Origin of the sequence: Actinomadura nitritigenes (genome assembly GCF_017573545.1) — a bacterium.
Taxonomy (GTDB): Bacteria; Actinomycetota; Actinomycetes; order Streptosporangiales; family Streptosporangiaceae; genus Spirillospora; species Spirillospora nitritigenes.
Window position 1 is genome coordinate 231,779 of record NZ_JAGEOK010000010.1, and the last position, 19,290, is coordinate 251,068.

At 74.9% G+C, this 19,290-nt stretch carries 21 protein-coding genes; 7 read left to right on the forward strand and 14 right to left on the reverse strand.

The window, feature by feature from the left end; all coding sequences use genetic code 11:
* Nucleotides 1–25 precede the first annotated feature (25 nt).
* The 4 genes from J4557_RS17630 to bla all read right to left on the reverse strand — a co-directional run bounded on the left by J4557_RS17630 (nt 26) and on the right by bla (nt 3,617).
* Nucleotides 26–964, reverse strand: a complete 939-nt coding sequence (locus J4557_RS17630; protein ID WP_208267704.1) for a DMT family transporter — start codon at nt 962–964, stop codon at nt 26–28.
* Entirely contained in the window at nt 961–1,980 is a 1,020-nt protein-coding gene (locus J4557_RS17635; RefSeq protein ID WP_208267706.1) for an NAD(P)H-dependent flavin oxidoreductase, read from the reverse strand. Before J4557_RS17635 ends, J4557_RS17630 begins: the two co-directional genes overlap by 4 nt.
* A 108-nt stretch (nt 1,981–2,088) precedes the next feature.
* Complete coding sequence (locus J4557_RS17640; RefSeq protein ID WP_208267708.1) at nt 2,089–2,442, reverse strand: hypothetical protein; 354 nt, start codon at nt 2,440–2,442, stop codon at nt 2,089–2,091.
* Nucleotides 2,443–2,651: 209 nt separating this feature from the next.
* Nucleotides 2,652–3,617, reverse strand: a complete 966-nt coding sequence (bla, locus tag J4557_RS17645; RefSeq protein WP_208267710.1) for a class A beta-lactamase — start codon at nt 3,615–3,617, stop codon at nt 2,652–2,654.
* A 150-nt stretch (nt 3,618–3,767) separates the two neighbouring features.
* On the opposite strand from bla, the gene J4557_RS17650 reads away from it, so the two are divergent.
* Both J4557_RS17650 and J4557_RS17655 read left to right on the forward strand, forming a co-directional pair.
* Nucleotides 3,768–4,955 carry an MFS transporter gene (locus tag J4557_RS17650; RefSeq protein WP_208267711.1) on the forward strand — a complete coding sequence of 396 codons (1,188 nt, stop codon included), beginning with the start codon at nt 3,768–3,770 and terminating at the stop codon, nt 4,953–4,955.
* A gap of 581 nt (nt 4,956–5,536) precedes the next feature.
* Nucleotides 5,537–6,535, forward strand: a complete 999-nt coding sequence (locus J4557_RS17655) for an AF_0692 family protein (RefSeq protein ID WP_208267714.1) — start codon at nt 5,537–5,539, stop codon at nt 6,533–6,535.
* 11 nt (nt 6,536–6,546) lie between these two features.
* Here the strand turns inward: J4557_RS17655 and J4557_RS17660 are convergent, their stop codons facing one another.
* From J4557_RS17660 to J4557_RS17675, 4 genes are all read right to left on the reverse strand, one after another.
* Nucleotides 6,547–7,005 (reverse strand): S26 family signal peptidase, encoded by a 459-nt coding sequence (locus J4557_RS17660; RefSeq protein WP_208267716.1) that lies wholly within the window; start codon nt 7,003–7,005, stop codon nt 6,547–6,549.
* Entirely contained in the window at nt 7,005–8,840 is a 1,836-nt protein-coding gene (locus J4557_RS17665) for an ABC transporter ATP-binding protein (protein WP_307799924.1), read from the reverse strand. Before J4557_RS17665 ends, J4557_RS17660 begins: the two co-directional genes overlap by 1 nt.
* Nucleotides 8,841–8,843: 3 nt before the next feature.
* Nucleotides 8,844–9,386: a peroxiredoxin family protein gene (locus J4557_RS17670; protein ID WP_208267718.1), complete on the reverse strand. Its 543-nt coding sequence runs from the start codon at nt 9,384–9,386 to the stop codon at nt 8,844–8,846.
* 201 nt (nt 9,387–9,587) lie between these two features.
* The gene (locus J4557_RS17675) at nt 9,588–9,755 is read right to left on the reverse strand and encodes a hypothetical protein (RefSeq protein ID WP_190851661.1); all 168 of its coding nucleotides are present in this window, start codon (nt 9,753–9,755) and stop codon (nt 9,588–9,590) included.
* A gap of 393 nt (nt 9,756–10,148) precedes the next feature.
* Here J4557_RS17675 and J4557_RS17680 point away from each other — a divergent pair, with 393 nt between their 5' ends.
* On the forward strand, nt 10,149–11,828 hold the full coding sequence (locus J4557_RS17680) for a DUF2207 domain-containing protein (protein WP_208267720.1): 1,680 nt from the start codon (nt 10,149–10,151) through the stop codon (nt 11,826–11,828).
* Nucleotides 11,829–11,870: 42 nt separating this feature from the next.
* On the opposite strand, the gene J4557_RS17685 is transcribed toward J4557_RS17680, so the two are convergent.
* Nucleotides 11,871–12,281, reverse strand: coding sequence for a hypothetical protein (locus J4557_RS17685; RefSeq protein ID WP_208267721.1), 411 nt, complete (start codon nt 12,279–12,281; stop codon nt 11,871–11,873).
* Nucleotides 12,282–12,686: 405 nt separating this feature from the next.
* Nucleotides 12,687–13,289: a TetR/AcrR family transcriptional regulator gene (locus J4557_RS17690; protein WP_208267723.1), complete on the reverse strand. Its 603-nt coding sequence runs from the start codon at nt 13,287–13,289 to the stop codon at nt 12,687–12,689.
* 81 nt (nt 13,290–13,370) lie between these two features.
* On the opposite strand from J4557_RS17690, the gene J4557_RS17695 reads away from it, so the two are divergent.
* Nucleotides 13,371–13,673 carry a putative quinol monooxygenase gene (locus tag J4557_RS17695; protein WP_208267724.1) on the forward strand — a complete coding sequence of 101 codons (303 nt, stop codon included), beginning with the start codon at nt 13,371–13,373 and terminating at the stop codon, nt 13,671–13,673.
* A 105-nt stretch (nt 13,674–13,778) separates the two neighbouring features.
* Here the strand turns inward: J4557_RS17695 and J4557_RS17700 are convergent, their stop codons facing one another.
* Together J4557_RS17700 and J4557_RS17705 are read right to left on the reverse strand one after the other, a co-directional pair.
* Nucleotides 13,779–14,219, reverse strand: a complete 441-nt coding sequence (locus tag J4557_RS17700) for a DUF6069 family protein (protein ID WP_208267726.1) — start codon at nt 14,217–14,219, stop codon at nt 13,779–13,781.
* Nucleotides 14,220–14,459: 240 nt separating this feature from the next.
* The gene (locus tag J4557_RS17705; RefSeq protein ID WP_208267733.1) at nt 14,460–15,047 is read right to left on the reverse strand and encodes a DsbA family oxidoreductase; all 588 of its coding nucleotides are present in this window, start codon (nt 15,045–15,047) and stop codon (nt 14,460–14,462) included.
* A 116-nt stretch (nt 15,048–15,163) separates the two neighbouring features.
* On the opposite strand from J4557_RS17705, the gene J4557_RS17710 reads away from it, so the two are divergent.
* A complete protein-coding gene (locus J4557_RS17710; protein WP_208267735.1) occupies nt 15,164–15,751 on the forward strand; it encodes a TetR/AcrR family transcriptional regulator in 588 nt (195 codons plus the stop codon).
* 146 nt (nt 15,752–15,897) lie between these two features.
* Nucleotides 15,898–16,494 carry a class I SAM-dependent methyltransferase gene (locus J4557_RS17715; protein WP_243775906.1) on the forward strand — a complete coding sequence of 199 codons (597 nt, stop codon included), beginning with the start codon at nt 15,898–15,900 and terminating at the stop codon, nt 16,492–16,494.
* Nucleotides 16,495–16,566: 72 nt separating this feature from the next.
* On the opposite strand, the gene J4557_RS17720 is transcribed toward J4557_RS17715, so the two are convergent.
* A complete protein-coding gene (locus J4557_RS17720) occupies nt 16,567–16,968 on the reverse strand; it encodes a VOC family protein (protein WP_208267739.1) in 402 nt (133 codons plus the stop codon).
* Nucleotides 16,965–17,834 (reverse strand): arsenate reductase/protein-tyrosine-phosphatase family protein, encoded by an 870-nt coding sequence (locus J4557_RS17725; protein ID WP_307799926.1) that lies wholly within the window; start codon nt 17,832–17,834, stop codon nt 16,965–16,967. Before J4557_RS17725 ends, J4557_RS17720 begins: the two co-directional genes overlap by 4 nt.
* 50 nt (nt 17,835–17,884) lie before the next feature.
* On the opposite strand from J4557_RS17725, the gene J4557_RS17730 reads away from it, so the two are divergent.
* Nucleotides 17,885–19,219 carry an APC family permease gene (locus J4557_RS17730; RefSeq protein WP_208267741.1) on the forward strand — a complete coding sequence of 445 codons (1,335 nt, stop codon included), beginning with the start codon at nt 17,885–17,887 and terminating at the stop codon, nt 19,217–19,219.
* The last annotated feature ends 71 nt before the right edge of the window (nt 19,220–19,290 follow it).

Sequence of the window (19,290 nt, forward strand, 5' to 3'; positions counted from 1 at the left end):
CGCGCGACCGCCCGGCGCCGGCGGCCTACCGGGGTGCCCGGACCAGCACGAGCAGGACGCCCGCACCCGAGACCGCCATACCGGCGATCACGCTCGCGGTGATGCCCTGCCCGAGGATCGGCACCGCGAGCACGGCGGTCACCGGCGGCACCAGGTACAGCAGGCTGGTCGCCGCGCCGCCCGTGCCGCGCCGCAGCAGGACGAACAGCAGGACGAGCGCGCCGATCGAGTTGACGACCGCCAGCCACGCCAGCGAGCCGAGCGCCTGCCCGGTCAGCGGGACGCGCAGCCCGCCGTGCGCCATCGCCAGCGGGAACGTGGTGAGGGTCGCGCCGAGGAGCTGCACGGTGGTCCCCGTCCGCAGGTCCACCGCGCCTCCGAACCGCTTCTGGTAGAGCGTCCCGGCGGCGAGTCCGGCCAGGGCCAGGCCGGTGTAGGCGTACCCGGCGGTCCGTGCTCCGCCCGACAGGTTCCCGCTGACGCAGACGACGACTCCCGCCAGCCCCAGGGCGAGGCCGGCCCACTGCCGGCCGGTCAGCCGCTCGGAGAACATCGGCACCGCGGCCGCCGCGACGATGAGCGGGCAGGCGCTCAGGATCAGCGACGACAGCCCCGCCGGCACCCCGTGCGCCAGGCCGAAGAACACGCCGCCGAGCTGCACCGTCTGCAGCAGCACGCCCGTCACGAGCAGGTGCGCGTACGTGCGCCGCTCCTTCGGCCACGGCGCGCGGGTGGCGACGGAGACCGATCCCAGGACGGCGAACGCGACGAGGAACCGCCAGGCGACCAGGGCGAGCGACGCCCCGCTGCGCGCCCCGAGCGTCCCGGCGAGGTAGCCGCTGCTCCAGATCGGCACGAACACGACCGGCAGGGCGGCGGCCGCGAGCCTCCCGCCCGCACGCCGCCGGGCCGTGGCGGCGGGCTCCCTGCACTCGGGTGGCGCGGCCGCCGGTCCGGCGCTCACGCGTCGCGGCCGTCGGCCGGAAGGACAGGCGCCGCGACCGGCTCCGTCCCGGGGCGCCCGCCGGCCCGGGCCAGGGCCTCCTCGGCCTGCGCGGCGAGGGCGCCGACCAGGTCGGCGGCGGACGGCAGGTCCTCGATGAGGTCGACGCCTTCGCCGGCCCACCGCGGCAGGGCGGGGATCTCGCCTCGCGCCACGGCGTCCCGGTACGCCTGCCCGGCGTTGGGATCCGCTGCGAGCTCGTCCTCCCGGCCCCGCCATGCGTCCAGGAAGGGATGGCCGAGGGTGCGCGCGGTGTATTGCGCCGGCCACCGGGAGCCCCGGGCGATGTCCAGCACCCTGTTGCGCTCGGTGTCCTCCGCGCGCGCCTCGACGATCGCCTTGGCGGTCGCGGTGTCGACGAGGGCCTCGGTGGTGGCCTGGAAGCGGGTGCCCAGCAGCGCCCCGGCGGCCCCCAGCGCCAGGGCGGCCGCCACGCCGCGGCCGTCGGCGATCCCGCCGGCCGCCAGCACCGGCACCGGTGCCGCCAGGTCCACCACGACGGGGACGAACGGCAGCGTGGACCGCCCGTGCCGGGCGCCGTGCCCGCCGGCCTCGGTGCCCTGCGCCACGATCACGTCCGCGCCCAGGTCGGCCGCCCGGCGGGCCTCCTCCAGGTCGGTCACCTGGACGATCAGCACCGTGCCGGCGGCGCGGACGCGCTCCGCGAACGGTCCGGGGTCGCCGAACGACAGCATCACCGCGCTCGGGCGGTGCTCCAGCGCCCGCGCGATCGCCCCGTCGTCGATCGCCCACGTCTGGAAGCCGATCCCCCACGGGCTCCCGGCGGCCTCCTCGGCCAGGACCGGCAGTTCGCGGGCCAGCCAGTCCGAATCCCCGTTCCCGCCGCCCAGCAGTCCGAGGCCGCCGCCGCGCGAGACCGCCGCCGTCAGCGCGCCGCCGGCCGACCCGCCCATCGGGGCCGAGGCGATCGGGTGCCGCACACCGAACATGTCCGTGAACGCCGTCGACAATGCCATGTCCCGATCATCGCCCACCCGCGGCACCGGTCGCGACGCGACGGCTCCCTGCCGGGTGGACGCGTGACCTCGTCACCGGCCTGGGAATGGCGCGGCTCCTCGATCGGGCTAGAAGACGAACTCGATGCTGGACAGGGCGATTCCGAACTCGACGAGGGCGCATACTCCCAGCCCCAGCGTGCCGGACAGGAAGCCCAACGCGGTGGCCAGGGCGGCCGGTCTGGAAGGCGCCGCCAACGGCCCCCACACCCAGCCGAGGGCGGCGCCCAGCGGAGGCAGTCCGCCGATCACGAACGCGCGGAGCAGCAGGTGCACCTTGGTCCGGTGGTTGCCCTGCCAGTCGGTGGCGCTCAGGTGATGCGCGGCCGAGTAGGCGGCCTCGGCCCACCACGCGACGAACACCGCCCAGATGATCAGTGCGACGACCGCGAGGCCGACGGCGCCCTTCCGTGAACTGTCCACCGGCGAATCCCTGGTGCGGAACGGATGCTCGGGGGCGGCGACCGGTCTCGGCCGCCTCCGTTCACTACAGTTCAGCACGCTCCTTCCTTGATCGCGAGGAGGCCGTGCCGGACCGGCGGCCCGCCGGCGCCGGCGCCCGTTCCCGGCGCGGGGACCGGTTTCGACCCAGCCGCCCCGCAGTCGCAGAGCACCTTCGCAGGTGGGACCGGTCAGGCGGCGAGCCGGGCGGCGATGCGGGCCGCCGCTTCGGCGATCAGGGCGTCCTTGTACGGCGCGCCGTAACCGCGGCGGTCGGTCATGACGGCCATCACCAGCGGGGCGGCGCCCGGCGGCCACACGACGCCGACGTCGTTGACGCGGCCCCAGTCGCCGTTGCCGGTCTTGTCGGCGACCGTCCATCCTTTCGGCAGCCCGGCGCGGATGCGCGTGGCACCGGTCATGCTGCGCAGCATCCAGTCCTTGAGCAGGGCGCGTTTGTCCGCTGGCAGCGCGTCCCCGAGGACGAGTGCGCGGTAGTCGGCGGCGATGGCGCGGGGCGTGGTGGTGTCGCGCGGGTCGCCCGGGCCGATCTTGTTGAGTTCGGGCTCGTAGTCGTCCATGCGGCTCACGGTGTCGCCGAGGCCGCGCAGGTAGGAGGTCAGCCGGGCGGGGCCGCCGATGTCGCGCATCAGCAGGTTGCCGGCGGTGCCGTCGCTGTACCGGATGGCGGCGTCGCACAGCTGCCTGATCGTCATCCCCGTCGCGATGTGGTCCTTGGCGATCGGCGAGATCGAGTCGACGTCGGCCTTGGTGTAGGTGACGCGCTCGTCGAGATGGCCGAGCGGGTTGCCGTGCAGCACCGCCGCGGCGGCGAGCGCTTTGAAGGTGGAGCAGAACGCGAACCGCTCGTCCGCGCGGTAGGTCACCGCAGCGCCGGTGCCCGTGGCCACGGCGTAGACGCCAAGGCGGGCGCCGTGCTTGCGCTCCAGTGCGGCGAACCGCGCATCGTCCGGGGGAGCCGTCGTACGGCGCTGCGACGCCGCCGGCCTCGGGCTCGGACGGTGCCGGTCGTCGCATCCCGCCAGCGGCAGGAGCGCCGCGCCGATGAGCAGGGCGCGCCTGGACGGTCCGGACCGCTCGAAGGGCGTCAGGTGGCGGCCGCCATCGGATTCGCGAGAGGGGCGCAGGCTGGGCATGGCGGCCATGACAGCACGGCCGTTCCGGCGACGTCCAAGTCCGATATCGATCATCAACCGATAGCCGGACGCATATCTCCGCAGGTGGCCGAGAGGCGAGGGGCATTCCCGGGTTGGGACATCGCCCGTCTTTCTGGTGTGCTGCCGTGGATGATCGTCGATACTCCCGCCCCGGCAGGGGCTCGCTCCGCCGGGCGGCCGTCCGACCGCCGGCTGATCACGACCGTGGTCGCGATCCAGCTCGCCTCCAGCCTGGGCTTCTTCGCGGTGATGGCGCACCTGGTCGCCTATCTGCGGCACGACCTGGGGCTGCTCGCCGGTGCGGTCGGGCTGATCCTCGGCGTCCGGGTGGGCCTGCAGTCCGCGCTGCTGCTGCCGGTCGGCGCGATCACCGATCTGCTCGGGGCCCGCCGTACCGGCGCGATCGCCTGCGTCCTGCGCGCGCTGGGGTTCGTCCTGCTCGGCACGGTCGACGGCGTCGGGCCGCTGCTGTGCGCGGCGGTCGTCCTCGCCGCCGGGGGCGCGCTCTACAACCCCGCGGCGCAGTGTCTGCTGGCCGGGGTCGGCCCCGACCGGCGGTCGCGCGGGTTCGCCGGCTATGTCGCGACGCAGCACGTCGCAACGGTGTTCGGCCCGGTCATGGGCCTTGCCGTCCTCTCCGGCGGGCGAGGCTTCACCCCTCTGGCCGCAACGGCGGCCGCTCTCTGGACGATCGGCGGCGTGCTGTTCCTCCTCGTGCCCCATGGCGGACGGCGGCCCGCGGTGAGACGCCGGCGAGAGCTCTCCGCGGGCGTGCGCGCGGTGTTCGGCGACCGCTCCTTCCTGCTCTTCGCGCTGGCGGCCTCGCCGACGACGCTGCTGGCCAACGGCATGCTCACCGCCGTCCCGCTGCTGGACTTCACTCCGGCGGCGGCGACGCTGTGCTTCTGCGTCCTCGCGGCGGTCGCCGCGGCCGCGCAGCCCTTCGTGGCCGCCGGCCACCGCGGCGAACGTCCGTGGGTGCTGCGCCTCGGCCTGCTGTGCGCCGCCGCGGCGTTCTGCGTCCTCGCGCCCCTGGACGGCACCCAGACGGTCCCGCTGCTGATCGCGGCCGTCCTCAACGGCGTGTCGAACGGGCTGATCCAGCCGGCGGTCTTCCAGCGCACCGCCCGTCACGCTCCGGCCGGGCACTTCGGCGCCTACTACGGCGTCCTGCAGTCCGCCGCCGGGCTGTTCTCCTTCGCGGGCGAACTGCTCATCGGCCGGCTCTTCGACCTGGGCGCGGTCGCCGCGACCGCGGCCCTGACCGGCCTCGGCGCGTTCGCGCTCGCGGCCGCGATCGGCGTCCGCGACCCGTGAGGAGCAGCGCGCACGCCGCCGCGGGCCGCCGTGACGGCCGCGCCGCCACGCGGAACTGGCCCGGCTCGCCACCAGCATCGGACGGCTGGTCGACGAGGCGGAGCGTGCGCTGGCGGACGGCCGCCTCCGGGAGGCCCGCGAGCTCCTCACCAGTGCCTGCGCGGTCCCCGGCCACGAGCGGGCGCCCCGCGTCCTCGACGCCTGGTGGGCCCTGTCCCGCCGGACCGGCCGGACGCGGCCGCGCGGCGGGTGGGCCGCGCGCATCCTTCCTCGGACGAGCGCGCCCGGGACGGGCGCCCGGACCGTCCGTTCGGTCGGCCTGTCCCGAGACGGCAGGATCGCCGCGTACGGGAGCGGCATCGGCCGCCGCGTCGGCGCCCTGGCCGTCGCGCCCGGCGGACGGTACGCGCTCTCCGGGAGCGACGACGGAACGGCCCGCCTGTGGGGACCGGACTGGGAACTCGCCCCGCACGAGCCGGAGGAGCGCGGACCGAGGTAGCGGGCGGGACGGCCAGGTGGCCATCCGGGCATCGACCGTCGGCCGATTCGGCGTGCGGGTGCCCGTTCCTAGGCTCGCGAGCATGTTCCGTTCCGAGCGCCGCCGCGGGCTCCTGCCCGCCCTGGCGCTGTTCCTGCTCGCGCCTCTGGTGGGGGAGTTCCTGCTCGGCAACCAGCCGATCACCGAACTGCCCGGCCTGGTCATGCTGGCCCCGCTGTACGGCGGCGGCGCGCTGCTCGTGCGCGAGACGGCCCGGCGGACCGGGCGCGGCTGGCCGACGATGGTCGTCCTCGCCGTCGCCTACGCGCTGATCGAGGAGGGCCCGGTCGACCAGATGCTCTGGAACCCGCACTACGGCGGGTTCGACATGGGCTCGGCGTACGCGTCGACGCACGTCCCGCTGCTCGGCACCAGCGTCGAGATGCTGGAGGACGTCGTGTCGATGCACACGATCTGGAGCATCTGCGTCCCGATCGCGCTCGTCGAGGCGTTCGCGCGCGATCCGCGCCGGCCGTGGCTCGGGCGGGCCGGGCCGCCGGCCACCGGGCTGCTCTTCGTGGCCGCCTCGCTCCTGCTGAGCGTCTCGCAGGCGCAGTCGGAGCACTTCGTCGCCGCGCCGCGCCAGTTCGCCGTCGCGGGCGTCGCGATCGCCGGGCTGATCGTCCTGGGGTTCGTCCTCGGCCGCCGTCCGGAGGCAAGGCCGAGGGCGGACGCGGACGCGCCGAGCTCCTGGACGGTCGGCGCCGCGGCCTTCGCCGTCACGAGCCTCTACTGGTTGCGCGACCGGCTGCCCGAGGGACTCCCGGTCTGGTGGCCGGTGGCGGCGTGGTTCGTCGTGCTCGGCGCGGCCGTCGCGCTGTGCGCGCGCTGGTCGCGGAGCCGTGGCTGGAGCGCGTCCCATCGTCTGGCGCTGGCGGGCGGCGCGCTGCTCACCTACGTATGGGTGGGCTTCACGCACGCCAAGGAAATGGGCGTCCCCGTAGCGACGGCTCTCACCGGCAACGTCGTCTTCGGGGCGGGGGCGGTCCTCCTCCTGCTGGTCGCGGCCGCCCGCACCGGCGGCGCCCGCCGCCCGACGTGAGAGGGCCGGGGCTACCGGGTGGTGGGAGCGGGCAGGCTGCGGATCACGACGCCGACGAGCCGGTCTCCGGAGACGTACCCGTAGTGCCGGGAGTCCCAGCTCGTCGGCCGGTTGTCGCCCAGCACCACCAGGGAGCCGCGCGGCACGGTGGTGCCGGCGATCCCTTCCACGTCCGGCTCGGCCCATCCGGCGGGGAGCGTGTCGCCCTGCACGGCTACCACCCGCTTGAGGAGCAGGGTTCCGCTCCGGCCGGTCGCAGGCCCGTCCCCGTCCGGCCCGTCCGTGGCCCAGAAGAGCACCACCTGTCCGCGGCGGGCGCGCCTCGTCCTGCGGACGAGCACGCGGCCGCCGGACCGCAGGCCCGGTTCCATGCTCGCGCCGTCCACGGTCGTGACGACGAGGACGCGGCGGACCGCCAGCGCCAGCAGCCCCGCGGCCATCAGCGTTCCCGCGGCGGACCGCGCGAGCATCACGGCACCTCCTGCTGGTAGCCGGCGGCTTGCAGGCGGAACAGCCGGGCGTAGCCGCCGTCCGCCGCGAGCAGCGCGTCGTGCGTCCCGTGCTCGACGATCCGCCCGTCCCGCAGGACCGCGATGCGGTCGGCGTCGCGGACGGCGCTGAGCCGGTGGGAGATCAGCAGGCTGGTCCGGCCGTCGCGGTGCTCCCGCATGCGGGCGTGGACCTCCTGCTCCGCCTCGGGGTCGAGACCGGAGCCGGGCTCGTCGAGGATCATCAGATCCCGGCCCTCCCGCACCAGGGCGCGGGCCAGCGCGAGCCGCTGCCACTGCCCGCCGGACAGCACGACGCCGGTCACGGGGTCCTCCTGGTCCGACCCGAGCACGAACATCCGGGTGAGCGGCGTGTCGTAGCCGCGGGGCAGCGAGGAGAGCTTGCCGTCGATGCCCGCGCTGACGGCCGCCCGCCGGAGCCGGTCCCGGTCGCCGAGGGCGGTCAGGTCACCGAGCGCGATGTTCTCGCCGGCCGTCATGTCGTAGTTCATGTGGTCCTGGAACACCGCGCTGATGCGCTCGCGCAGCCGCGCGGGCGGGATGTCGCGCAGGTCGACGCCGTCCCAGAGGATCCGGCCCTTGGACGGGTCGTACATCCGGCAGAGCAGCTTGACGAGCGTGCTCTTCCCGGCGCCGTTGAGGCCGACGAGCGCGACGGCGCGTCCCTGCGGGATCGTCAGGTCGACGCCGCGCAGCACCCACGGATGGTCGTCGCTGTAGCGGAACCAGACGTCCTGCAGCTCGATGCCCCTCCGCAGCGGCGGCGCCTCCCCGTCCAGCGCCCTCGGAAGGTCGGGCTCGGCGTCGGTGACGGCGATGAAGTGGGTGAAGGCCAGCAGCCGGGCCTGCCCTCCCGAGATCGCCGCGGTGAGCGTGCCGAGCGCTCCCTGCACGCCGACGACCGCCGCGAGGAACATGGACACGTCCCCGATGCCGATCTCGCCGCGCCGCGCCGCCGTGACCGCCCACCACAGCCCGGCCCCGGCCGCCGCCGCGCTCATGACCGTGAGCCCGCCCTGCGTCCGGAGTTCGCGCAGGTCCATCCGGCGGCTCTCGGCGTTGGCGCTCCGCCGCTCCCGCATCATCAGGCCGCGCAGGAACGCGCCGATGCCGAAGAGGCGGATCTCGGTGGCGGCGGCGGTCCCGGTGAGGAGCTGCCCGTAGAAGTACTCGCGCCGGTGGTACCGCTCGATGCTCCACTCCATCGCCGACCGGCGCCGGGTCAGCAGGATCTCGGCGGCGAGCGCGGGAACCGCGGCCGCGAGGACGACGGCGGTCATCGCCGGGCTGATCAGGAGCAGCGAGCCGAGGAAGCCGAGCAGGGACGCCGCGCCGCCGAGGCCGCCGCCGATGCCGTCCACGATCTCGGGGACCCGGCCGACCCCCTCCTGGGCGAGCCTGAGCCGGTCCTGGTAGGCGGGGTCCTCGAAGTTGCGCAGCCCGACCTGGCGCTCGGCCGCGGCGAACAGCCGGTCGGTCCCCGCCAGGCCGGCGGACCGGCCGATCTGCGCCCTCAGGTAGTGGACGCCCACCGGCAGGGCCGCCGCGGCGAGCCCGGTGGCGGCCAGCCCGAGCGCCGGCCCGCCGACCGCGCCGTGCGGGGTCGTCAGCCGGTCGATCACCGTCTTGGTCAGCCACGCGGTCGCGATCGGCGCCGCGGACGCGGCGAGCGTCAGGGCGATGAAGACCGGCACGCCGGCCCTGGCCGACCGCCAGATGAGCGCGACGGCCCGCACGGCGGCGGCCCACAGGCCGGCGGCGCCGACGCGCATGCCGCCGGCGGGGGAGTCGCCCACCGCTCAGCCCCTGCCGGCGGCCTGACCGGACGGCCGCCGGGCGCCCGGCGGGTCGGGCAGGTCGCCGGCCCGCGCCGCCGTGGCGAGGATCCGCCGGTCGTCGACCAGGTACAGCGCCGGGGTCCAGGTGTTGCGGAACGCCCGCGCCACCGGCCCGCCGTCGGCCTCGGCCGCGACGACCCGCGCCACCGGGGTCAGCGCCCGCACGGTCTCCGGGTCGTCCCCGCCGACCACCACCAGCACGTCGTCGCGGTCGAGCCGGCGGGCCCGCTCGACGAGCTCGGGCAGCAGGTCGTGGCAGGACGGGCAGTCGGCGGACAGGAACGCCACGACCCCGCCGAGGACGTCGTGGTCCACCGGCTCGCCGTCCGTGGTCACGGCGGCGAACTCCCCGATGGACGCGCCCGGCCCCAGCTCGAACGGCAGGTCCGGTGCGGCGGGCCGGCCGGCGTCGGCCCGCATCCGCCGCAGGATCCCCATCGTGAGCAGCATGTTCAGCAGGCAGGCCACGCCGAGCAACACCACGGCCGCCACCAGGTAGGGCATCGGGAACTCCTCGCGAACAGGTCGATCGATCTCGTCGAAGGGGCGGACGGGAGCCCGCGTGCGCTCCGCGCGGACGGGAGCCCGCGGCCGCTCTGTGCCCCTTCCTTCCGGACGCCGGACGCCGCGCGTCGGGCCCGGGGCGCCGGGCGGCGGCGGTCCGCGGTGCGCGCCGCCGCCGCCCGGGCTCGTGCCGGGGTCGGGTCAGCAGGAGCTGCGGATCTTGGTCCACTGGCAGCCGCTGTCCAGGCAGCAGAAGCGGTACCAGTAGCCCGGGTGGCCGGCGGCGTTGCAGAAGTAGCCGCCGCTGCAGGCGGACGCGGTCGCCTTGGGCGCGATCCGGTCGAGAATCCGGTCGACGAGACGGTTCACGGTTTTCTCCCTTTCTTCGGGCATGCTGGGGACACGCATTGAAGCAATGGCTGAAACGGCTTTATCGAAACCGGCTGACCTGCGGCATCACGTCCCTTCGTAGGGAAGGCCCGGCGGGGGGCGGGAATGGAACCCGGCGACCAGTATCGCTCCAACCGTCACGCTCCCCGCAAGACCTTGATAATCAGAATTCGATCGGTTGTGAACTTTCGATGACGAACGCCTCGCCCATGATCGACTTTTCTCAGGTTTAGGGCCGGCCGGCTGCGATCGGGCCGCCGGGCGGTGCCCGACCGCACCCGGGGGAACGCGTTCCGTCATAGGCCGCCCGGAACGGGCCCGCCGGACGCGGCAGGGCAGAACCGCGCGCTCGTTTCCGGCGTCGTACGGCGTATGCGGCGGATCTTGCTCGGCGCGGCGGCGGCCTGCCTCGCGCTCCTCTTCCTCGCCCCGGCGGCGTCGGCGGCGCCCGCGCAGGAGCGCATCCGGTCGTACGCGGTCGAACTGACGGTGGACCGGGACGGCGCCCTCCACGTCCACGAAAGGATCGTCTACGACTTCGGGAACGCGCGCCGGCACGGCATCGAGCGGCACGTCCCGACCGGCCGCACGTCGATCGGGAACGTGCGCACCGCCAGCCCCGACGCGCCGGCCGGGCGGTCCGTCACCCGCTCCAAGGGGGCCGTGGACGTGCGGATCGGCGACCCGTCCACGCTGGTGACCGGCGTGCACACCTACACGCTCGACTACACCGCGAAGCACGCCGTCCGGTCGGACGTCCTGGACTGGAACGCGGTCGGCACCGAATGGGACGTCCCGATCGACGTGGCGACCGTCCTGCTCCAGGCGCCGGCCGCCTACCGGTCCCTGGCCTGCTACGCCGGTCCCCGCGGTTCGACCGCGCCCTGCGCCCTGGCGCGGAACACCGGCCAGGGCAACGCGGTCTTCGGGCAGCGGCTGGAAGCGGGGCAGGGCATCACCGTGCGCGCGACGCTGCCGCACGGCGCGGTGCGGCGGCAGCCGTCCGGCGAGGGCGGCCGGCGGGTCGGTGCGCTCGGCTGGCTCGCGGTCCCGGCGGCGCTGCTCGCCGTCGCGGCCGAGGTGGCGGTGTTCCTGCGCCCTCGCCCCTGGGCGGGCATGGACCCCGCCGCGCCGGTCCCCGCGGCCGTGCCCGCGGAACTGACCGTCCTGTGCCCCGACTGGGCCGATGACGCCGACGCCGACCTCGGCGCGATCGTCGCCCTGGACCTCGCCGCCCGCGGGCACCTGAGGATCAGCAGGCCGGCCGGGGACGGGCCGCGGCTCCGGCTGACCGGCCCCCGCGACGCCGCGGACCTGCGGCCCTACGAGAGGGCGTTCGTGGACGAGGTGTTCGCCGGCGGCGATGACGCCACCGCCGAGGACGTCGACGGTCTCGGGCTCGCCCGGCGCCTGCGTCCGCTGGTGGTGGAGGCCGCCGATGCGCACGGCTGGCGGCGGCCCTGGTCGGCGGGCGTGCCCCTGCTGCGGTTCGCGTCGGTGCTGCTGGGCGTGGCGGGCGTCCTGTGCGCGGTGTACGGCCCGGTCGCCGAAGGCGCGGTGACGGACGCGACGGCCTGGGGTGCGGCCCTGCTCGTGGCGGCCCCGGTCGTCTGGGTGCGCTCGCGGCGCATCGACCCCTTCACCCGAGGCGCGCAGCTGCTCAGGCACGAGGCGGAGCGCTACACCGGAGGTCTCGTGATGAAGGACGTGCCGGACGCCGAGGACCTCCCGTACGCGGTGGCGCGGGGATACTCGGGAATCCTGCGCAAATACATCGCGGCGCGGGGCGGCCCGCCCGAGTGGTACACCGACGACGGCCCGGACGAGGGACTCCAGGACCGCTTCGTCGAAGTCGCGACCATGTTCGTCGACGCGTCCGCGCGGAAGGCGAGGCGCGCGCAGGGGACGCTGCGCCGGACGCACTCCCCGACCCGGCGGACCACGTCCGGATGGGGCGGGTCGGGCCACGGCGGTTTCGGCGGTTTCGGCGGCGACGGAGGCGGGGGAGGAGTCGGCGGCGGTGACGGCGGCGGGGGAGGCGGCTCCTGGTGAACCGCCGCGCCGCCCGGCGCCGCGGCCGCCGGCTGACGGTGGTCAGCGTGGCGAGGCGCCGTAGACGACGCCGACGACGAACGGGTACGACGCGCCGGCGGCGTCCACGTTCACCGTCAGGACCGCCGGTTCCCGTACGTGGTACTCCGCGGGCAAGGGGCGGAACATCGCATCGCTCGCCCATGGCCTGTAGAGCCTGCCGACGGTCGCGCCGTAGTGCGGATGCATGAAGTCGAGCCCGCCGGACGGCATCGGCTCCAGGGCCATCCCCTCCGGCAGCGCGATCGTGAACCCGAACCGGGTCGGAGCGCCTGGCCCGTGGGCGACCGCGAGCCATGCCGCGCCGTCGGCGGTCGTGAAGGCGACGACGTCGGTGTCGGCGGCGGCACCGGTGAACACCCGTGCGGTGGGACGCGGCATCCGGGCGCCGGCGGCGGAGCCCGGCAGATCCATGCGCACGTGGATCGGCTGCCCGGTCTTCGCCGATACCCACACCCCCTCGTGAATGGACGCCCCGAGGACGACGTCGGGATTCCCCGCTTCCCGTGGCCGGCCGCCACGTCCCTCTATCGTCAGCGACGCGATTTGCTCCGCGGTGAGATTCGCCTGTTCACCGCCGTATTCACGACCCAGCATGTCTTTCCCCCCGCCGCGCGAATTCGTGGTCGTCGTGCCCGCTCCCGAGAGCCGGGGAAGTCCCCCGCCGCCGTGCGGTTCTCGCGGCAATGCGACTGTAACCCGGCATTCATCGCACTTCTGGGGCCTTTTCCTTGTTTCGGTATTTCTACCGAGCCGGGTCAGGGCGAGCCGGGAGGACCGTCGCCCTCGGTACGTTGACCGACGCGGGTGCTCCCGCCGTCACGACCGGCCGGAGTGGGGCCAGGTCCGGAGCGCCGTGTCGGCGATCTGCTCCAGGTCGCTCCGCGATGCGCCGTCACGGGCCTGGGCGGACATGCCTTGCAGGACGGCGGCATAGAAGGTGGCGAGGGCGCGGGCGTCGGTATGCGCGGGGAGTTCGCCGGCCAGGACGGCTGCCTGCAAGGTGTCTTCGAGCGCGCGGGCGCCCGCGTTGCGCAGCTCGCGCAGGTGGGCGGCGACGTCGGCGGACTGCGGGGAGCAGTTGGTGGCCGCGCTGATCAGCATGCAGCCGTGCGGGAGGCCGGGCCGGGTGTAGGCGGCGGCCGCCTCGTGCAGCAGGCGCCGGACGGCGTCGCGGGCGCCGGCCTCCTCGGCCAGCGCGCGCCGGGTGAACGCGGCGTAGGTGCCCAGGTACCGGTCGAGGGCCTCGACGAACAGGGCGCGCTTGTCGCCGAAGGCCGCGTACAGGCTGGGCGCGCCGATGCCGAGCGCCTTGGTGAGCATGGAGACCGAGGTCGCGTCGTAGCCGTGCTCCCAGAACACGGCGATCGCGTCGTCCAGTGCCCGGTCGCGGTCGAACGACCGGGGGCGTCCCGTTCTCATGCCACGCATTCTATAGCGATCGATACAGATGTGGAGTAGCGTACTTTTTAAACGATCACTACAGAAGTAAGGGGTGCTCCGATGGTCACCGTGGGACTGTTCATCCGCGTCGAGGCCCGGCCGGACAAGGCCGACGAGGTGGAGGAGAGGTTCAAGGACGTGGTGGAGATCGTGCGGAAGGAGGGGAAGGCCGTCGTCTGGTTCGCGCTACGGCTCGGGCCGACGACGTTCGCGATCTACGACGCGTTCGCCGACGACGCCGACCGCCGGGCCCACCTGGAGGCCAACCTGCCGGCCCTGCGCGCCGCCGGCGCGGACCTGTTCGCCGAGCCGCCCACCATCGAGCACATCGACGTCGTCGCCAGCCTGATTCCTGGTCCCTGACCCGTCAGGACGAACTCGGCGCGCGTCAACGGCCGCAGGCCCCATCTCCCTGCCGGGTGATGGGGCTCGTGGGGGCCGGGTCGCGGACGCGGCATTCCCGGGGTGTCAGCGGGTGCGGGCGGCGGGCAGGCGGCCGGCGACGAGCGGGACGACGATCGCCGCGGCCACCAGGTGGGTCAGCATGAGGAGCGCCCGGGTCGACGGTGCCGCCGAGACGAGGAGGTCGGGCACGACCGACAGCGCCGTGAGAGCGGCGGTGACCGCCAGGAACGTGCGCTTGGGGGTCGCGGCCCAGCGCCGCAGCGCCACGGCCAGGACGATGCCGATCGCTGAGCACAGAAGGGTCATCTGGGTGAAGCCGAGCAGCGGGATCGGTTCGCCGCTGATGTCCAGGGACATCCCCGCGCCGTCGGCGACGGCGGCGATGCTCGTCGTGGCCAGCGCGGCGGCGACGGCGGCGAGCCCGCCGGTGCGCCACAGCGGGACGGTGCGGGACGAGGTCGTGGCGGTCGTCGACGGAGCGGTGGTGTAGCCGGAGATGGTCATGCGCTTGCCCTTTCTCTTCGTACGAGGCGCGGTGTTCGTAAGGAGAGACCGGGCGGGCCGAGCGAACTCATCGCTCGGATCGGAGCGATCTGAGAATGTTCCCGGCCGCGGCGCACGTGCTCGCTCCGCGTGCGGCGCCGCCGCGGGCTCGGGCGAGACGCGGACGCACGTCGTCACCGGTGGCGCGGGCTGGGCCGGGCTGGGCCGGGCTGCGCCGGGCTGTGCCGTGCCCCTCCGGAGTCAGGCGGCGGCGGTGCGCATGGCCGCGCGCCTCAGTTCGCCCCGCAGCGCCGCGAGCGACACCGCCCCGACGAGGACGGTTCCGTCGGGGAAGCGGAAGACCGGCACTCGCGGGCCGGGCGGCGCGGGTTCCGGGTGGGGCCGATCAGCGTTCTTCCCGGCGTCCCAGGGCACGCCGAGGGCGGACGCCAGGTCCCGCAGCACGCTCGCGTCCGCGATGTCCAGGCCGTCGGTGAAGTGGGCGCGGTACAGGCGGGCGGCCATGTCCTCCGCCCTGCCGTGCGCGGCCGCCCGTGCGATGAGCCGGTGGGCGCGGGAGGTGTCGGCGGGCACGATCCGGTCCGGTCTCATCACCAGCCCGTCGGCCGCCGCCGCCCGCACGGTCTGCTGGGCGCGCGCGGTGGACGCGAGCGGAGACGGGCCGCCGTTCTGCGGCGTCCCCGCTGAGCGGGCCGCCGTCTGGTACGGCCTGAAGACCACCGTCAGCGCGCCGCCGCCGGCCCGGTGCTCCTCGGCCGCCCGGCGGAAGCGGGCGAAGCCGAGCGCGGACCAGCTGCAGGCGATGTCGTGGGTGATCTCAACCTTCATCGGCCCTTGTTCCTTTTCCGGCGGCACGGACCGTTCCGTGCCGCTTCAGCATGACGGGGCCCGTGGACCAAGTCAACACGGAACGTTCCGTATCGCCTGTTCGGTATGCTGGGCCCATGTCCCCCAGACGTCCCGATCGCCGCAGCGAAGAGGCGGCAAAAGCCGTCGTCCAGGCCGCCATGGAGCTGTGCCGGGAGGTGGGGTACCGCAAGCTCAGCATCGAGGGCATCGCCGCCCGCGCCGGCGTCGGCAAGAACACGATCTACCGCTGGTGGCCGTCCAAGGCCGCCGTGCTGCTGGACGGGCTGCTGACCACCTGGCGGACGGACGCGACCTTCCCCGACACCGGCGACTTCGTCGCCGACATCAAGACCCAGATGGCGGCGGCCTCGCGCATCCTCGGGGACCCGGACGTCTTCCCCCATTACCGCGCGCTGATCGGCGAGGCCCAGCACGATCCCGAGATCCACCGGGCCCTGTGGGACAGCTTCATCGGTCACCTGGCGGGCGCCGCCGCCGACCGGATCAGGATCGCGCAGCGCGAAGGCCAGGTCCGCGCCGACGCCGATCCGGACCTCGTCACCGAACTGCTCTACGGCGCCGCCTACTACCGGCGGCTGCTCACTCCCCGCACGGCCGACACCGACCACATCAACGCCATCGTCGACCTCGCCTTCACCGGCCTCGCCCCGCCCGCCGAGTAGACGCGGAGACCGTCGCGTCCAGCGGCACCCGGCATAGTGGGGAGGGACGGGGCCGTTCAGCGAGGACCCGATGGGAGCGAACGATGTCCGGACCGGGATCGCCGTCGCCTGTGCGGCATCCGATCTTCGCGCGCTTCTATGCGCGCATGTCACCGCTGATGGAGCACGGCCTCGCCCGGTACAGGACGAGGCTGCTGCACGGCCTGTCCGGACGCGTTCTGGAGGTCGGGGCCGGGGCCGGCGCCAACTTCGATCACTATCCCGCCGAGGTCACCGGCGTCCTGGCCGTCGAGCCGGAGGCCCACCTGCGCCGCGTCGCCACGGCCGCCGCGAGGCGGGCGCCGGTGCCGGTCGAGGTCGTCGACGGCCTCGCCGACCGGCTGCCCGCCGGCGACGGGTCCTGCGACGCCGTCGTGGCCTGCCTGGTGCTGTGCACGGTGCCCGACCCGGCGACCGCCCTCGCCGAGCTCTTCCGCGTCGTGCGCCCCGGCGGGCAACTCCGGTTCTTCGAGCACGTCCGGGCCGACGAGGCCGCCCGCCGGCGCATGCAGCGCCTCGCGGACGCCACCGTATGGCCGATCGTCAGCGGCGGTTGCCACGCGAGCCGCGACACCGCCGCGGCGATCGCCGACGCCGGGTTCGTCATCGACGACATCGCGATGCTCCAGCGGTCGGACACCGGCATGCCGTTCCCCGCCACTCCGCAGATTCTCGGCACCGCCCACCGGCCGGTCGGCGGATGACCGCGCTGCCCGGCACCGGCCGGGCAGCGCGGCCCGGCGGTGCCGGGTGCCGTTGATGGCGGCAGTGGCGGGTCAGGGGCGCGATGCGGCGGGCCGTGCCGCGGGTTGGAACACCTCGACGAGATTGCCGGCGGGGTCGCTGAGCAGGATCTGGCGCCCGCCCGGGCCGGAGACGACGTCGCCGCGGAACGCGACGCCGGCCGCGCGCAGGCGGGCGATCTCGGTGTCCAGGTCGTCGACGATCAGGTGGATGCGGTTGCGGCCGGCGCCGGCGTAGTCGGCGGGGGTGGCGCGGGCGCCGGAACTGGCGGGGCCGGACAGCAGCAGACGCAGCGGTCCGCGGACCACGTCGGCGAAGGCCGGCGCGGCGCTGTGGTGGAGGGTGAAGCCGAGGTGGCCGGTGTAGAAGTCGATGGCCGCTTGGACGTCGTCGACGAGGTAGCGGACGCCGGCGTACTGGTCGGGTGTCGTCATGGGCGAGCCTCCGATGCGAGAGCGAGGACGGGCAGCAGGTAGCGGACGCGCGTGTCTATGTCGGCGGCCGTGCGGGCGAAGGCGGCCTCCTCGGCCTCTTCCTCGGCCTCGCGGCCCCGGCCGTCCGGGCCGGGGGGATCGGACGGGGCGGCGGGGTCGGGGACGCTCCAGTGGATCCGCCGCGTAGGGCCGTCGAACTCGGGACAGACCTCCCGGGCCTTGTCGCACAGGGTGATCACGTAGTCGAACCGGCGGCCGTCCAGGGTGTCCAGATGGCGGGGCCGCCGGCCGGCGATGTCGATGCCGTACGTCTCGCGCAGGACCTGCACCGCGCCGGGATGCAGGGCGGGTTTGGGACGGGTGCCGGCGCTGATCGCGTCCACGCGTCCCTCGGAGTGGTGGCGGAGCAGCGCCTCGGCGATCGGTGAGCGCGCGCTGTTGCCCGTGCACACCACCAGCACCCCGCACCGGGGGCGGCGCGGCCCGGCGTCCGGGAGCGCCGGGGACGCGGCGAGGCCGCGCAGCGCCGGGTGCAGGGCCGCCCCGGTCGCGGCGAGGGTCTGCGCGCAGCGGTCCAGGTCGAGGCGGTAGTAGCTGTCGCGGCCGTCGAAGCTGCTGCGGGTGGCGGCGACGAGGCCGCCCTCGCGCAGCAGCCGCAGGTGGTACGACACCAGGTTCTGCGGTGCGTCGACCCGCGCCATCAGTTCCCGAACCCGCAGGTCGCCGGCGCTGAGAGCGGTCAGCAGCCGCCAGCGCACCGGATGGGCTGCCAGGCGCACGAACTCCGGTACGTCGTGACCCGTTCCGGCGGCCCGGCCCGCGCCGGGTGCGCCGTGGCCCGGGGCGGCTTGACTCGGTGGCACCACGCTCGAGACGATACATCAAACCAGTTTGATGGAATAGCGGGGGAGTGGCGATGCCGTCTGGACCACGCCCGGAACCCGGCGCCGCCGGGACGGCGGCGCCACCGCCCGGCGGCGAGGCCCTCGCGCGCCGGCTGGGGACCGGCGACGCGGTGGTGATCGGGCTCGGGTCGATGATCGGGGCGGGGGTGTTCGCCGCGTTCGGCCCGGCCGCGCGCGCCGCCGGGACGGGCCTGCTGCTCGGGCTGGTGATCGCCGCCGTGATCGCCTACTGCAACGCGGTCGCCTCCGCGCAGCTGGCGGCCGCCTACCCGACGTCCGGCGGCACCTACGTCTACGGCCGCGAACGGCTCGGCGACTGGTGGGGCTTCACCGCCGGATGGGGCTTCGTGGTCGGCAAGACGGCCTCGTGCGCCGCGATGGCGCTCACCTTCGCCTCCTACGCCGTGCCCGGGCCCTGGTGGGCGCAGCGCGCCGTGGCCGTCGCGGCCGTGCTGGGGCTGGCCGCGCTCAACTACCGCGGAGTGACCAAGACCGTCCTGCTCACCCGCGTGCTCGTCTCCGCCAGCCTGATCGCCCTGGCCGTCGTGGTCGCGGGCATCGCGGCGGGCGGCCACGCCGGCACCGCGCGGCTGGGCGGCTGGTCGTCGCTCGGCACCGGCGGCGCCTACGGCGTCCTGCAGGCCGCCGGCCTCCTGTTCTTCGCGTTCGCCGGGTACGCCCGCATCGCCACCATGGGCGAGGAGGTCCGCGACCCGCGCCGCACCATTCCCCGCGCGATCCCGATCGCGCTGTTCATCACCGTGGTGGTCTACCTGGTCGTCGGGATCGCGGCGCTGCTGGCCGCCGGGCCGCACCGGCTCGCCTCCGCGACCGCGCCGCTGGCCACCGCCCTCGACGCCGCGGGCGCCGGCGCCCTGACGCCGGTGGTGCGGGCGGGCGGCGCGCTGGCGGCGCTGGGCGCGCTGCTGGCGCTGATCGCGGGCATCGGGCGCACCGGCCTGGCCATGGCCCGCCGCCGCGACCTGCCGGGCCGGCTCGCCGCCGTCCATCCCCGCCACCGGGTCCCGCACCGCGCCGAGATCGCCGTGGCGGTCGTGGTCAGCGCGCTCGCGGCCACCGTCGACCTGCGCGGCGTGATCGGCTTCTCCTCGTTCGGCGTCCTCGTCTACTACGCCATCGCCAACGCCTCGGCGTTCACCCAGCCCGCGTCCGACCGCCGCTGGCCGCGCCCGCTCAACCTGCTCGGTGCCGGCGGATGCCTCGTCCTGGTCGCCACCCTGCCCTGGCCGTCGGTCGTGGCCGGGGTGGCCATGTTCGCGATCGGCCTGGCAGGACGATGGCTGATCCTGCGCCGCCGCACCGCCGCCCAGCCGCCTCCCGGGTAGGCGCGGCGTCCGGGCAGATCGGGAGCATCCGCTTCAGGGCCTTTCCCGGAGCCGCTTCATCGTCTATCGTC

Excerpts from the sequence above, each read along its gene's own strand:
- bla (WP_208267710.1), bottom strand. The coding sequence starts at position 3,617 with ATGCCCAGCCTGCGCCCCTCTCGCGAATCCGATGGCGGCCGCCACCTG.
- J4557_RS17730 (WP_208267741.1), top strand. The coding sequence starts at position 17,885 with ATGCCGTCTGGACCACGCCCGGAACCCGGCGCCGCCGGGACGGCGGCG.
- J4557_RS17635 (WP_208267706.1), bottom strand. The coding sequence starts at position 1,980 with ATGGCATTGTCGACGGCGTTCACGGACATGTTCGGTGTGCGGCACCCG.
- J4557_RS17700 (WP_208267726.1), bottom strand. The coding sequence starts at position 14,219 with ATGACCATCTCCGGCTACACCACCGCTCCGTCGACGACCGCCACGACC.
- J4557_RS17660 (WP_208267716.1), bottom strand. The coding sequence starts at position 7,005 with ATGCTCGCGCGGTCCGCCGCGGGAACGCTGATGGCCGCGGGGCTGCTG.
- J4557_RS17655 (WP_208267714.1), top strand. The coding sequence starts at position 5,537 with ATGTTCCGTTCCGAGCGCCGCCGCGGGCTCCTGCCCGCCCTGGCGCTG.
- J4557_RS17650 (WP_208267711.1), top strand. The coding sequence starts at position 3,768 with ATGATCGTCGATACTCCCGCCCCGGCAGGGGCTCGCTCCGCCGGGCGG.
- J4557_RS17710 (WP_208267735.1), top strand. The coding sequence starts at position 15,164 with ATGTCCCCCAGACGTCCCGATCGCCGCAGCGAAGAGGCGGCAAAAGCC.
- J4557_RS17680 (WP_208267720.1), top strand. The coding sequence starts at position 10,149 with ATGCGGCGGATCTTGCTCGGCGCGGCGGCGGCCTGCCTCGCGCTCCTC.
- J4557_RS17720 (WP_208267739.1), bottom strand. The coding sequence starts at position 16,968 with ATGACGACACCCGACCAGTACGCCGGCGTCCGCTACCTCGTCGACGAC.
- J4557_RS17715 (WP_243775906.1), top strand. The coding sequence starts at position 15,898 with ATGTCACCGCTGATGGAGCACGGCCTCGCCCGGTACAGGACGAGGCTG.
- J4557_RS17705 (WP_208267733.1), bottom strand. The coding sequence starts at position 15,047 with ATGAAGGTTGAGATCACCCACGACATCGCCTGCAGCTGGTCCGCGCTC.
- J4557_RS17695 (WP_208267724.1), top strand. The coding sequence starts at position 13,371 with ATGGTCACCGTGGGACTGTTCATCCGCGTCGAGGCCCGGCCGGACAAG.
- J4557_RS17690 (WP_208267723.1), bottom strand. The coding sequence starts at position 13,289 with ATGAGAACGGGACGCCCCCGGTCGTTCGACCGCGACCGGGCACTGGAC.
- J4557_RS17685 (WP_208267721.1), bottom strand. The coding sequence starts at position 12,281 with ATGGATCTGCCGGGCTCCGCCGCCGGCGCCCGGATGCCGCGTCCCACC.
- J4557_RS17670 (WP_208267718.1), bottom strand. The coding sequence starts at position 9,386 with ATGCCCTACCTGGTGGCGGCCGTGGTGTTGCTCGGCGTGGCCTGCCTG.